The 12798-nt window shown below is 68.7% G+C and carries 12 protein-coding genes and 1 pseudogene; 3 read left to right on the top strand and 10 right to left on the bottom strand.

Annotated features, from left to right (window positions below):
* The 10 genes from I71_RS08520 to hpxZ form a co-directional block, all read right to left on the bottom strand.
* Positions 1-892, bottom strand: an 892-nt coding sequence (locus I71_RS08520; protein WP_199902135.1) for an FAD-binding oxidoreductase, incomplete at its 3' end; no start/stop codon positions are given.
* Between the two features lie 186 nt (positions 893-1078).
* Complete coding sequence (locus I71_RS08515; RefSeq protein ID WP_042693828.1) at positions 1079-2248, bottom strand: M20 aminoacylase family protein; 1170 nt, start codon at positions 2246-2248, stop codon at positions 1079-1081.
* A 401-nt stretch (positions 2249-2649) separates the two neighbouring features.
* Entirely contained in the window at positions 2650-3357 is a 708-nt protein-coding gene (locus I71_RS08510; RefSeq protein WP_244433711.1) for a cysteine hydrolase family protein, read from the bottom strand.
* Positions 3358-3394: 37 nt separating this feature from the next.
* Positions 3395-4894, bottom strand: a complete 1500-nt coding sequence (locus tag I71_RS08505) for an ABC transporter ATP-binding protein (protein WP_244433710.1) — start codon at positions 4892-4894, stop codon at positions 3395-3397.
* Between the two features lie 98 nt (positions 4895-4992).
* Positions 4993-5676 (bottom strand): cysteine hydrolase family protein, encoded by a 684-nt coding sequence (locus I71_RS08500; protein WP_042693824.1) that lies wholly within the window; start codon positions 5674-5676, stop codon positions 4993-4995.
* Positions 5677-5686: 10 nt separating this feature from the next.
* Positions 5687-6613, bottom strand: a complete 927-nt coding sequence (locus tag I71_RS08495; protein WP_042693822.1) for an ABC transporter permease — start codon at positions 6611-6613, stop codon at positions 5687-5689.
* A 2-nt stretch (positions 6614-6615) separates the two neighbouring features.
* Positions 6616-7734 (bottom strand): ABC transporter permease, encoded by a 1119-nt coding sequence (locus I71_RS08490; protein ID WP_244433709.1) that lies wholly within the window; start codon positions 7732-7734, stop codon positions 6616-6618.
* 44 nt (positions 7735-7778) lie between these two features.
* On the bottom strand, positions 7779-8906 hold the full coding sequence (locus I71_RS08485; protein ID WP_085940694.1) for a BMP family ABC transporter substrate-binding protein: 1128 nt from the start codon (positions 8904-8906) through the stop codon (positions 7779-7781).
* 344 nt (positions 8907-9250) lie between these two features.
* Positions 9251-9967, bottom strand: coding sequence for a GntR family transcriptional regulator (locus I71_RS08480; protein WP_083897050.1), 717 nt, complete (start codon positions 9965-9967; stop codon positions 9251-9253).
* A gap of 154 nt (positions 9968-10121) precedes the next feature.
* A complete protein-coding gene (hpxZ, locus tag I71_RS08475; protein ID WP_042693818.1) occupies positions 10122-10532 on the bottom strand; it encodes an oxalurate catabolism protein HpxZ in 411 nt (136 codons plus the stop codon).
* 143 nt (positions 10533-10675) lie between these two features.
* On the opposite strand from hpxZ, the gene I71_RS08470 reads away from it, so the two are divergent.
* The 3 genes and pseudogenes from I71_RS08470 to I71_RS35740 form a co-directional block, all read left to right on the top strand.
* Positions 10676-10891 (top strand): DUF4089 domain-containing protein, encoded by a 216-nt coding sequence (locus I71_RS08470; RefSeq protein ID WP_042693816.1) that lies wholly within the window; start codon positions 10676-10678, stop codon positions 10889-10891.
* Positions 10888-12294: an AtzE family amidohydrolase gene (locus I71_RS08465; RefSeq protein WP_042693814.1), complete on the top strand. Its 1407-nt coding sequence runs from the start codon at positions 10888-10890 to the stop codon at positions 12292-12294. Before I71_RS08470 ends, I71_RS08465 begins: the two co-directional genes overlap by 4 nt.
* A gap of 145 nt (positions 12295-12439) precedes the next feature.
* Positions 12440-12798 (top strand): annotated as a pseudogene (locus tag I71_RS35740) (hypothetical protein); the annotation flags it as partial.

Here is a 12798-nt window from a genome sequence, read left to right as displayed (position 1 = left end):
TGCCGGCCCGGCAGGATGGATTTGCGGACGTTGTCGCCCAGGGGAGCGGTCGCCATCTGCCAGGACAGGACCGGAACCACCTCCGTCCGGATTTCCGGAAGACGGCGGCGGCATAGCCGTTGGTGCCCAGCACCAGGGAATCGGCGGTCACCATGCCCTGCGGGGTGCGGACGACCCAGGACTCACCACGGCGCTGCACCGACAAAGCGGGGGAATTGAGGTAGACCGCCGCCCCGGCGGCGACCGCCTTGGCGGCGAGTCCGCGCACCAGCGCCAGCGGGTTGATGTGCCCGCCGGTCCGGTTCATCCAGCCGCCGAAATAGGCGTCCGTGCCGAGAATGGCGGAGACGGCGGCGCGGTCGAGCAGCTCGACATCGGCGCCGAACTTGCCCCATTGCGTTGCCCGGCACTCGGCGATCCTGATGCGGCCCGGCGAATGGACCGGCTGAACCCAGCCGGTCTGCTCCGCCGCGCAGTCGATGCCGAGGCGGCGCACCAGATCGAACAGGGTGGAGGCGCTGTCGCGGATCAGTCCGACCAGGCGCTCCCCGCTTTCCCAACCGAAGCGGTCGATGAGGTCGGCGGGGTCGGGACGGGTCAATGTCGGGATGACCTGCCCGTTGTTGCGGCCGGAGGCGCCACGCCCAAGCTCCGACGCCTCCAGAACCACCACGCGGCGCCCGGCCTCAGCCGCATGCAGACCGGCGGAAAGCCCGGTGAAGCCGCCGCCGATCACCAGCACGTCAGCCTGCACGTCGTCCTGCAAAACCGGCAGGACCGGAGGCGGCGGGGCGGTGGCTTCCCACAGCGAATCCGGACGTTGCCAGATGCCGCCCTGGCCTGGAATGCCCTGTGCCTGACCTGCCGCCCGATGTGCCCCTTGGTTCGTCACGTCGCACCTGCCCCTGTTCGGCCGAAATCCGCCGGGCCTTATCCCCTTTTGGAGTTAGGGCCATCCGCTTCCTGCCGAACTATGGGACAATGGACACACGTACGCAATTCCCAAGATTTTTTCGCAGAAACTTTTTCATGTCATGCGGTTTGCTTGGGAAATCAGTCCGTTTGTACATGGCCTGCATCATTTCGGCAGGACGGTTTCCGCAAGCCGCACCCAATAGCTGGCGCCGATCGGCAGCACGTCATCGTTGAAATCATAGTGGGGGCTGTGCAGATTGCGGCCCTGGTCCGATGGGCCGGCACCAACCCAGACGTAGCAGCCGGGCCGCTTCTGCAGCATGAAGGAGAAGTCTTCCGCCCCCATGCTTGGCATCGGATCGAGATCGAGCGCCTCTTCTCCGACCACCCATGCGGCCGCCCGCCGGGCCAGTTCCGTCTCGGCGGCACTGTTGGTGGTGGGTGGATAGCGCCGCTCGTAGCGCAGGCTGGCCTCGACTCCGAATCCGGCGGCGATGGCGGTGGCCACTTCGCCCATGCGGCGCTGCACCAGATCCTGGACCTCCGGCCGGAAGGTGCGGACGGTGCCGCGCAGCACGGCGGTCCCCGGCAGGACGTTCCATGTGTCGCCGGCGTGGAACTGCGTGACGCTGACGACGGCCGAATCGATGGGATGCACGCTGCGGCTGGCGATGGTCTGGAAGGCGGAGACGATCTGGCTGCCGACCATGATGGTGTCGGTCCCCATATGCGGCATGCCGGCGTGGGTGCCCTTGCCGGTCAGGGTCAGCTCGAAGATGTCGTAGGCGGCCATCAGCGGGCCGGGGCGCAGCGCGATGCGGCCGACCTCCAGCCCCGGCCAATTGTGCATGCCGAAGACCTTTTCGACGGGGAAGCGGTCGAACAGCCCTTCCTCCACCATCACGCGGCCGCCGCCCTCATTCTCCTCGGCCGGCTGGAAGATGAAGGCGATGGTACCTTGGAACAGCTCGGGGTGTTCGGTCAGGTAGTGGGCCGCACCCAGCAGCATGGCGGTGTGCCCGTCATGGCCGCAGGCATGCATGCGCCCCGGATTGCGCGAGCTGTGCGGAAGGTTGGTTTCCTCGTGGATGTGCAGCGCGTCCATGTCGGCGCGGAAGCCGACCATCGGCCCCTCGCCATTGCGCAGGAGCCCGACCAGACCGGTCCTGGCGAGGCCGCGATGCACCTCCAACCCAAAGGAGGCCAGCTTATCCGCGACGAAATCGCTGGTCCGCTGCTCCTCGAAGGCGGTTTCCGGATGGGCGTGCAGATCACGCCGCCACGCCGTCATCTCGGCCGTCAGTTCATCCAGTCCGGCCACGGTCCCGATCATTTGCTGTTCCTTATGTTTCACCAAAGCGTTGCCGCAAGCCTGCCCAAAAACCCTCGATACCGAAACCATGTTTTTCGGTGACGGCCACTGTCGCATGGAGGGGGAGGGGATCGAGGTCGGGCTTTGGAACGCGGCAAGGCGATGCTGCAGCGCTTCGTCGGCAACCGCCCGGGCCAGCCGCGCGAAGTCTGCACTTGGTTGGCGGTGCTTCCCTCTGCGCGGAGAGCGGCATGCCCGAGAAGATGCTGATGGTCTTTAAAAATGTCGGCGTTCTTGCCGGGCGCGCTCCAGATCGCGTCGCGGCCGTGCGATCTCCGCCGCCCGCTCGTCCGGCTTCGCCGGCATGGCGGTGCCGGATACGTCAGGGGCACCGGACCGTGAACGCGGCGGGTGGCCTTGGGTTACCCACCAACTGGACCTGGGCGCGCCCCCAGCGCCGCCACCACTGCGGTGCTGAGGGCGGTCCAGCCGACGATGCCCCCCTGGGCACGGATCATCGCCAGGGTCGCCGCCTTGAAGGCTGGGAAATAGCTGTCGGTGGCGTCTTCGACCAGCAGGCATTCGAAGCCGCGGTCATTGGCCTCGCGCATGGTGGTCTGCACGCAGACTTCGGTGGTGACGCCGGCGAAGACGAGATGGCTGGTGCCGAGTTCGGCCAGCACGTCGGCCAGCGGCGTGGCGTAGAAGGCGCCCTTGCCGGGCTTCTCGATCACGAACTCGCCCGCCAGCGGGGCGAGTTCGGGGATGATGTCGCTGCCGGGTTCACCGGCGATGAGGATGCGGCCCATCGGTCCCGGATCGCCGATGCGCAGCGGGCCGCCGCCGCGGTTGAGCTTGGAGGGCGGGCAGTCGGACAGGTCGGGCCGATGGACCTCCTTGGTGTGGATGACCGGCAGTCCGCGGGCGCGGAAGGCGTCGAGCAGCGCACGGGTCGGGGCCACCGACGGACGCAACTGCGTCACGTCGTTGCCCAGGGCCTCACCGAAGCCGCCGGGCTCCAGGAAATCGCGCTGCATGTCGATGACGATCAGCGCCATCCGCTCCGCTGGGGCGGTGAAGGGGTAGGGCAGGGAGGGAATCGTCAGCATGGCGGCAGCTCCGTCCATCATCAGTCTGTCCCATAATCAGTCTGGCGTCGTCAATCTGTCAGTGGCCGGCCATGCAGCGTCCGATGACCGTAAGATCGGCCGCGGCCGGGGTGGTCTCATGGACGATGGCGCCATGCGACATCACCACCAGCCGGTCGGAGAGTTCCAGCAGTTCGTCGAGATCCTCGCTGACCAGCAGCACCGCGGTGCCGCGGTTGCGCGCTTCGACGATCTGGGCGTGGATGTCGGCGACCGCGGCGAAATCCAGGCCGAACACCGGGTTGGCGGCGATCAGCACATCGACCTCGCGCGACAGCTCGCGGGCCAGCACGGCGCGCTGGACGTTGCCGCCGGACAGGGTGGCGATCGGCGCGTCCGGCCCGGTGGTCTTCACCCGGTAGCGGGCGATCAGGTCGAGCGCCGCGCGGCGCATCGCCGCCGGGTCCAGCCACCAGCTGCCCAGCCAGCCGCCACCACGCGTGATCGGCGGCTCGTCGAAGCTGCGGAAAGCCATGTTCTCCGCCACGCTCATGCCGGGCACGCAGGCATTGCGCAACGGTTCTTCCGGCAGGCAGTGGACCTTGTGGCGCCGCATCTCCTCCCGCGTCGCGCGGTAGGGCTCGCCGCCGACCTGCACGCTGCCGGCGGTGGCGGCGCGCTGGCCGGCCAGCACCTGCACCAGCTCGACCTGCCCGTTGCCGGACACTCCGGCGACCCCGACGATCTCGCCCACCTGTACCGTCAGATCGACGCCGTGCAGTGCCGGCAGGCCGCTGTCGTCGTTGGCGCGCAGGCCGGCGATCCGCAGCCGCGCCGCCCTTCCGGGCGGACCCCGACGCTCGACCGGCACCGCCGTGCTGCTGTCGCCGATCATCAGCCGGGCAAGGCTGTCGGGCGTGTGGTCGGCGACCGCCCCCGACCCGGCGAGCCGGCCGCGCCGCAGCACGGTCACGTCGTCGGCGAATGCCATCACTTCGCGGAACTTGTGGGTGATGATCAGCACGCTGAGCCGCCCGGCCAGCGCCATGCCGCGGATCAGCCCCAGCGTCTCGTCGGCCTCGTCCGGGGTCAGGACCGAGGTCGGCTCGTCGAGGATCAGCACGCGGGCGTCGAGGTAGAGCTGCTTGACGATCTCCGCCTTCTGCTTGTCGCCGGCGGCCAGCGTGGCGACCGCCGCGTCGACGTCGATGGTGAAGGGCATGGTGTCAAGAAAGGCGGCCAGCCGCCGCCGCTCCGCCCGCCAGTCGATCACGGCGGGGACGCTGGCCCGCGCCATCACCAGATTTTCCAGCACCGTCATGCGCGGCACCAGGGTAAAATGCTGATAGACCATGCCCAGGCCGTGGGTCTGGGCGGAGCGCGGATCGCCGATCACCACCTCGCGGTCGCCGACCACCACCGCGCCCTCGTCCGGCCGGTAAAAGCCCATGATGCACTTCACCAACGTGCTCTTGCCGGCGCCGTTTTCGCCAAGCAGGGCGTGGACGGTGCCGGGGCGCAGCTTCAGCGACACGCTATCGAGCGCGGTGAAGGCGCCGAAACGCTTGGTGATCGCCACAGCTTCCAGTCCCGGCGCAGGTGGGCCGTCGGCGTGGTGCAGCGGGAGGGGCGGGGGCGGAACACTGGCGGAAGACGGGAGGATCCGGGACATCACGTTCATGGCAGCGCCTCGATGAAGTCGCGGGAATTTGAAACGGCGCCGAAGACGCCGCCCTGCATCGTCACCATCTTGACCGCCGCGGCGTGGTTGCCGGGATCGGTGGCGCCGCAGCAATCGGCCAGCAGCAGGCATTCGAAACCGCGGTCGTTCGCCTCGCGCATCGTCGTGTGGACACAGACATCGGTGGTGATGCCGGTCAGCACCAGATTGCGGATGCCGCGGGTGGTCAGGATCAACTCCAGGTCGGTGGCGCAGAAACTGCCCTTGCCCGGCTTGTCGATCACCGGCTCGCCGGGCAGCGGCGCCAGTTCGGGGATGATCTCCCAGCCCGGCTCGCCGCGGACCAGGATGCGGCCGCAGGGGCCGGGGTCGCCGATGCCGGCGCCGATTCGCCGCGACCGCCAGCGCTTGTTGGCCGGCAGGTCGGACAGGTCGGGCCGGTGCCCCTCGCGGGTGTGCAGGATGTGGTAGCCGCCGGTCCGCATCGCCGCCAGCACCGCCCGGATCGGCTCGATCGGCGCGCGGGTCAGGCTGAGATCATAGCCCATGCTGTCGACATAGCCGCCGGTGCCGCAGAAGTCCGTCTGCATGTCGATGACGATCAGCGCGGTGTTGGCCGGCGTCAGGTCGCCGTTGTAGGGCCAGGGATAGGGTTCGGCCGGCACGAAACGCTCGGTCATGGCGGATCTCCTATCGGGTGACGGACAGTTCGGCCGGCGCACCGGCCAGCCGGTGGCGCGAGGACGAGGTGGCGATCATGATGGCGAGCGTCAGGACATAAGGGGCGGCGTTGAACAGGTGGTAGCCCTGCGTCACCCCGACCGATTGCAGCGCCGGCCCCAGCGCCCCCGCCCCGCCGAACAGCAGCGAGGCCCAGACGCACAGCACCGGGTCCCAGCGGGCGAAGATGACCAGCGCCACCGCGGTGATGCCCTGGCCGCTCGACAGCCGCTCGTTCCAGCTGCCGGGGTAGGACAGCGACAGGAAGGAGCCGCCGACCCCGGCGAAGAAGCCGCCCGCCGCGGTGGCGAGCAGGCGCACCCGGTTGATATGATAGCCCATGGCGCGGGCGGCCTCGGCGCTTTCGCCGACGATGCGCAGCACCATGCCCCAGCGCGTGGTGCGCAGCCCCCACAGCAGCAGCGGAGCCAGCGCCAGACCGACCAGGAACAGCGGGTTGATATCCAGCGCCGAGCGCACCTGCGCCGAGCCGCTCCACCAGCCGAAGGGAATTGAGGGCAGCTGCGGCGCTTGCGGCTGGATGAAGGGCTTGCCGAGGAAAAAGGCCAGCCCGGTGCCCAGCAGCATCAGGGCGATGCCGACCGCGATGTCGTTGACCCGCTCCAGCGCGCAGATCATCGCGTGCAGCGTGCCGAGCAGAGAGCCGGCCAGCCCGGCGACCAGCACCCCGGCCCACGGGTTGCCGGTCAGGTAGGCGGTGGCGTAGCCGCTCATGGCGCCCATCACCAGCGTGCCTTCCAGGCCCAGATTGATGCGCCCGCTCTTTTCCGTCAGGCATTCGCCCAGGCTGACGAACAGGAAGGGGGTGGAGACGCGGATCGCCCCGGCCAGCACGGCCAGCGGCACCCCCCACCATCCCAGCGACGCGTGGTCCATGCTCAGGCCTCCTTGGGAGCGGCGGTCGGGCGGGCGAAGGTGAACAGACGCAGGCGGCCCCGCATGGCCTCGCTCGCCAGCAGCACGACGAAGATGATGCCCTGCAGCACCAGGACCGAGGCGTCGGGCAGATCCAGCCGGCGTTGCAGCAGGCCGCCGCTGGCGCCGATGCCGCCGAACAGCACGGCGACCGGGATGACCGCCAGCGGGTTCTGCCGGGCGAGGAAGGCGACCAGGATGCCGGTGGACCCATAGCCGGCGACCAGCGAGGCGCTGGCCCGGCCATGCACCGCCGCGACCTCCACCATGCCGGCCAGCCCGGCCGCCGCCCCGGCCAGCGCCGTGGTGACGACCAGCAGCCGGCCGACCGGCAGCCCGGCCATCCGCGCCGCCCGTGGGTTGCCGCCGACCATGCGGGCGGCGAAGCCGAAGGTGGTCCGCCGCATCAGCACCCAGGCCGCCACCGCGCAGACGATGCCGGCCACCAGCCCCCAATGGACGCTGCTGCCCGGCAGGGTGCCGATCATGTAGGCGTCGGCCAGCGGCGGGGTGGAAGGCTTGTTGAGGCTGGACGGGTCCTTCAGCGGCCCTTCCACCATGTGGTTCAGCACGGCGATGGCGATGTAGGTCAGCAGCAGGCTGGAGATCGTCTCGTTGACGCCGCGCCACTGGCGCAGCGCCCCGGCCCCGCCGATCAGCAGCGCGCCGCCGGCCATGCCGGCCAGCGCCATCGCCGGCAGGACCAGCGCCGCCGGCGCGCCGTTCAATGCCATGCCCGTCGCCGCGGCGGCCAGCGCACCCAGCACCAGCGCGCCCTCGCCACCGATGATCACCAGCCCGAGCTGGGCTGGCAGCGCCGTGCACAGCGCGGTCAGGATCAGCGGTGCCGCGCGGGTCAGCGTGTTCTGCCACGAGAACCAGGTGCCGAAGGCGCCCCGGTACATCAGCTGGTACATCTCCACCGGATCGACCCCGACCAGCGCCACGAAGGCGCCGAACAGGGCGAGCGACACCGCCACCGCCGCGACCGGCGGCGCCAGGGCTGAGAGGGGGGCAGCCAGGACAGCTGATAAGCGTGTTGCGGACAGTCTGGTCACGGCACCGTGCAGGAACGGTCGCATCGGCGGCACTCCCGGCTATTCTTCTGCGGTCAGGAGAGAGAGCGTCAGGAGATCGAGCCGGTCACGCCCTCGACCAGCCAGTTCATCGATTCCAGCGCGATGTCGGTCTGGCCGTGGCTCTTGCCCTCGGCGATCACGCTGTTGCCCTTGTTGTCCTTGATCGGACCCTTGTAGATGACGAAGCTGCCGTCCATGAACTTGGCCTTGACGTCGTCGGCGTGCTTGCGCGCGGCGTCGGACACCGCCGCGCCATAGGGGGAGGTCTTGATGATGCCCTCCTTCAGCCCGCCGCGCACGAGGTTGGGCGGCTTGATCCCGCCCTGCACCATCTTCACGAAGTCGGTGTAGACCTTGGCCCAGTTCCATTCGGCGCCGGTCAGATAGCCCTTCGGCGCCAGCGTCGCCTGGCTGGCATGGTAGCCGGTGCAGAAGACGCCGCGCTTCTCGGCGGTCTCCACGATCACCTTGGGGCTGTCGACATGGCAGGTCAGCACGTCGGCGCCCTGGTCGATCAGGCTGTTGGCCGCCTCCGCCTCCTTGACCGGCATCGACCAGTCGCCGGTGAAGACCACCGCCGTGGTGATGGTCGGATCGACCGAGCGGGCGCCCAGCGTGAAGGAGTTGATGTTGCGCAGCACCTGCGGGATCGGCTTGGCGGCGACGAAGCCCAGCTTCTTCGACTTGCTGGCATAGGCGGCGACGATGCCCGACAGATATTCCGCCTCGTCGATGTAGCCGAAATAGCTGCCGACATTGGTCGGATGCTTGCCCGGCGTCCACAGCCCGCCGCAATGCAGGAAGGTCAGGTCGGGATGCTTCTTCGCCTCCTTCAGCACATAGGGATCGAAATAGCCGAAGGAGGTCGGGAACAGCAGAGAGGCGCCGTCGAGGTTGATCATGCTCTCCATGCTGTTCTCGACATCGATGGTCTCGGGGACCTTCTCCTCCTCCAGAACCTTGACGCCTGGCATCGCCTTGACGGCGGCGGCCCCTTCGGCATGGGCCTGGTTGTATCCGTAATCGTCGCGCGGGCCGACATAGAGGAAGCCGATCACCAGGGTCTTCGCCATGGCCGGCGTCCAGGGCAGCCCGGCGCCGAGCGCCCCCAGCCCACCGGCAGCCGTCATCGTCCTCAGAACGGAGCGGCGGGAAAAGCGCAATGCGTTGCCCATGGTGCATACCCCTTGTCGTGTGGTGCAGGTTTGCCGGGGCCATCCGCAAAACCTGTGCCAGGGGAGGGGCGGGCGGGCATGGCGGCAGGAATCCAGCCGGATTGTATTCAAGAGTGGGGCCGAGCGGATCGATAAGCCTGTTTGTGTGCCTGTTTTTTCGCCTCGGCGCCCAAATCTGCCTGACAAGCGTTCAAGCAGGGCGTGCGATAATCATCGCGAGCTAGGAATCATAACGACCAATTTCTATTAACTCGCTGATATATATATTATTTTTTTAGTCGATCCCTCGGCCACCCTGCATGCATTCGTGCATGCAGGGTGGCGACTGCCTTCCGAATGGCCGTTCAGCCGGCCGACCTGCCGACATAATCGGCCGACGCATCGCCGACCGTGGAGACGTGCAGGCGCAGCGCGTGATAGGCGGCCTCGCCATCGCCATGCAGGATGGCGCGCACCACCGAGTCATGCTCCAGCCAGGACAGCGACAGCCGGCCGCTGACGCGGAACTGGGCACGGCGGAAGGGGCGCAGGCGCTGGCGGATCGCCTGGGCGGTCTCCTGCATGTAATCGTTGTGCGCCCCGGCATAGATGGCGGAATGGAAGCGGGTGTTCATGGCGTCATAGGCCTCGCGGTCACCGGCACGGGCAAGAGCCCCGGCTTCGGCATGCAGGGCGGCCAGCCGCTGGCGCTCCTCCGCTGTCATGCGCTGGGCGGCGAAGCGGGCGCAGGCCGCCTCGATCTCACCCATCACCTCGAACATCTGCGCCAGCCGTTCCGGGGTGATGGAGGTGACGACGACGCCCTTGTTGGGGCGCACCTGCACCAGCCCGGTGGCGGCCAGCAGCTTGAACGCCTCGCGCACCGGGGTGCGCGAGACGCCGAAGCGGGCGGCCAACTCCTGCTCGTCCAGGCGGACGCCGGGCAGCAGGCGGCCGTCCAGGATATCGTCGGCCAGATGCCGCCGCAGGGTTTCCGCCAACGTTCCGCGCGACTGGCGGTCCAGCGGCTCGGTGGTGTCGTCCTGCTCCAGGCGCAAACCGGGTCCGGCCTGCAAGGTCATGGCTGGGTGTATCCTCTTCCCGCGGTCATGCGCGCCGCCGCGATAGACAGCTGCCGTGGTATACATGGGATGCGCGCAATGGTTCCAGCCTTGCGTATCGCCGCAGCCAATCCGGGCAAGCCCGAAGTCGGGACCCCGCTGTTTTTGGGGGCCGTCAGGGCGCCGGCCCCAGGCTGACATGGGCGGCGACGATCCGCCAGCCGTCGGGCATCCGCACCCAGCTCTGGCTCTGCCAGCCGACCCGGCCGGTCGCGGTGCGGCGGTAGGCGCACAGCGCCGTGGCGAAACGGTCGCCGAAGCTGGTGATCACCACCCTTTCCAGCACGCGGGCGAGATCGGAAACGTCACGTCCGCGGCGGAAGGCGGCAATGGCGTCGATCCCGTAGGCTGGACCGTCGGCGCCGAAGCGCACCGTACGCGGATCCTGCCAGAACAGCGCGTTCAGGGTGGCGACGTCGTTGCTCATCAGGGCCGCCTCGTACCGTTCGAAGGCCGCCGTCACCGCGGCGATCACGTCGGGCCGGTTGATCTCCGCATCGTCGGTCACGGCGTTCTGGGGATCCATGCTGCTCGTCCTTTCCGTCTGCAAACAGGTGGCGCCTGCACCATATTGCATGCAAGACTGCATGCAGACCAGCCCCCGCCGCCCGACTTTCCCCCTCTCGCTGCCGCTGTCACAGCGCCTTTCCGGATGGGAGTCCCCGACGCATGACCGATCCTGCCTTCGATCCACTCCTCCATATGGAGGCGATGGCGCCCGCCTGCGGGCTGACCATCGCCGACGCCCATAAACCGGGTGTGGCGGCCTTCCTGACGCTGGCCCAGACCATGGCCGCGACGCTGATGGCGGCGCCGCTGGCCGACGACGCGCTGGAACCGGCGCCGGTGTTCGCGCCCGGTCAAACCCCGTCGGGTGCCGCATGAGCGCCGGCATCATGGCGCTCCCCGCCTGGGAGATCGCCGCGGCGGTGCGCGGCGGCAGCCTGTCCGCCTCGGCAGTCACCGAGGCGGCGCTGGATCGCATCGCACGGCTGAACCCGGTGCTGAACGCCTTCACCGACATCACCGCCGACCGGGCACGGGCCGAGGCGGCGGATCTCGACGGCCGCATCGCCGCCGGGGCGGATCCCGGACCGCTGGCCGGGGTGCCGGTGGCGGTCAAGAACCTGTTCGACATCCGCGGGCTGCCGACCCGTGCCGGTTCGCTCATCAACCGGGAGCGTCCGGCGGCCAGTGCTGACGCGGTGCTGCTGCAACGGCTGACAGGGGCCGGCGCGGTGCTGGTCGGCGGGCTCAACATGGGCGAGTACGCCTATGACTTCACCGGCGAGAACGTCCATGACGGCGCCTGCCGCAACCCGCATGACCCGGCGCGGATGGCCGGCGGATCGTCATCGGGCTGCGGTGCGGCGACGGCGGCGGGGCTGGCCCCCTTGTCGCTGGGGTCGGACACCAATGGGTCGATCCGGGTGCCGTCCTCGCTGTGCGGCATCTTCGGATTGAAGCCGACCTATGGGCGGCTGACCCGGCATGGAAGTTTCCCCTTCTGCGACAGCCTGGACCATCTCGGCCCCTTCGCCCGGTCGGCGCGCGATCTGGCGCTCGCCTACGATGTGCTGCAAGGTCCGGCGGAGGGCGACCACGCCTGTGCCGGCCGGCCGGTGGAACCGGTGTCGCCCAAGCTGGGAGCCGGTCTGGACGGGCTGCGAATCGCCGTTGCCGGCGGCTATTTCTCGCGCGGCGGCCTGTCGGAGGCGCATGACGCGGTCGAACGCGCCGCCAAAGCGCTCGGCACCGATCGGGTGGTCGAGGTGCCGGGGGCGGAACTGGGCCGGGCGGCGGCCTACATCATCACCAACGCCGAAAGCTCGGCCTTCCATCTCGACCGGTTGCGGATTCGGGCCGGTGACTTCGATCCTGACACGCGCGACCGTTTCCTGGCCGGCGCCCTGCTGCCCGCGGCGTGGTATGTCCAGGCCCAGCGGGTGCGGCGCTGGTACCATGATCAGGTGATGGCGCTGTTCCGCGAGGTCGACGTCCTGCTGGCCCCGGCCACCCCCTGCACCGCGCCGCTGGTCGGGCAGAAGACGATGGTGCTGGACGGTCGCGAGATGCCGGTGCGGCCGCATCTGGGCCTGTTCACCCAGCCGATCTCCTGCATCGGCCTGCCGGTCTGTGCCGTGCCGATGGCGCTGCCGGGCGCGTTGCCCATCGGCATCCAGGTTATCGCCGCCCCCTGGCGGGAGGACCGCTGCCTGAGGGTCGCCGCCGAGTTGGAACGGCTCGGCCTTGCCCGAGCGCCGTTGGCCGGATCGGCGGAGGCTTGATCTGAAAATTGCATGCAAGATGTCCGTTGTTGACGCGGATTGGCGCAGCATTCATGCTTAGACAGACATATTGCATGCAATAATGGTCGGTTGAGCGAAATCGGCTCTCCACCGGCCTTGCCCTGTCCGAACAAGGAGTGATCCCATGTCACCGCTCCCCAACAGCAGCGCCGGAGTGTCCGATGCCGTTCGTCTCGATCTTGCGGGACTCGATCAGGGTTACCGCGACGGAACGCTGACGCCGGGGGCGGTCGTCCGCGTCGTGCTGGATCGGATCGCGATGGCCGGCGAGGATCATGTCTGGATCCACCGCGTGCCGGCCGACGACCTGCTGGCGCGGGCCGCGGCGCTGGAGGCGTTGACGGCGGCGGAGCGGGCGGCCCTGCCACTCTATGGCGTGCCGTTCGCGGTGAAGGACAAATGGATGTCGCGGACATGCCGACGACCGCCGCCTGTCCTGAATGCACCTATATTGCGACCGACACGGCAACGGCGGTGCAACGC

The organism is Azospirillum sp. B506, from assembly GCF_000333595.1.
GTDB lineage: Bacteria > Pseudomonadota > Alphaproteobacteria > Azospirillales > Azospirillaceae > Azospirillum.
The sequence above is the reverse complement of the archived record's forward strand: the minus strand, read 5'-3'. Positions and strand labels throughout refer to the sequence as shown.

Bases quoted from the DNA above. Each gene is read 5' to 3' on its own strand.
- I71_RS08515 (WP_042693828.1), bottom strand. From the start codon at position 2,248: ATGATCGGGACCGTGGCCGGACTGGATGAACTGACGGCCGAGATGACG.
- I71_RS08510 (WP_244433711.1), bottom strand. From the start codon at position 3,357: ATGATGGACGGAGCTGCCGCCATGCTGACGATTCCCTCCCTGCCCTAC.
- I71_RS08500 (WP_042693824.1), bottom strand. From the start codon at position 5,676: ATGACCGAGCGTTTCGTGCCGGCCGAACCCTATCCCTGGCCCTACAAC.
- I71_RS08495 (WP_042693822.1), bottom strand. From the start codon at position 6,613: ATGGACCACGCGTCGCTGGGATGGTGGGGGGTGCCGCTGGCCGTGCTG.
- I71_RS08490 (WP_244433709.1), bottom strand. From the start codon at position 7,734: ATGCGACCGTTCCTGCACGGTGCCGTGACCAGACTGTCCGCAACACGC.
- I71_RS08485 (WP_085940694.1), bottom strand. From the start codon at position 8,906: ATGGGCAACGCATTGCGCTTTTCCCGCCGCTCCGTTCTGAGGACGATG.
- I71_RS08480 (WP_083897050.1), bottom strand. From the start codon at position 9,967: ATGACCTTGCAGGCCGGACCCGGTTTGCGCCTGGAGCAGGACGACACC.
- hpxZ (WP_042693818.1), bottom strand. From the start codon at position 10,532: ATGGATCCCCAGAACGCCGTGACCGACGATGCGGAGATCAACCGGCCC.
- I71_RS08470 (WP_042693816.1), top strand. From the start codon at position 10,676: ATGACCGATCCTGCCTTCGATCCACTCCTCCATATGGAGGCGATGGCG.
- I71_RS08465 (WP_042693814.1), top strand. From the start codon at position 10,888: ATGAGCGCCGGCATCATGGCGCTCCCCGCCTGGGAGATCGCCGCGGCG.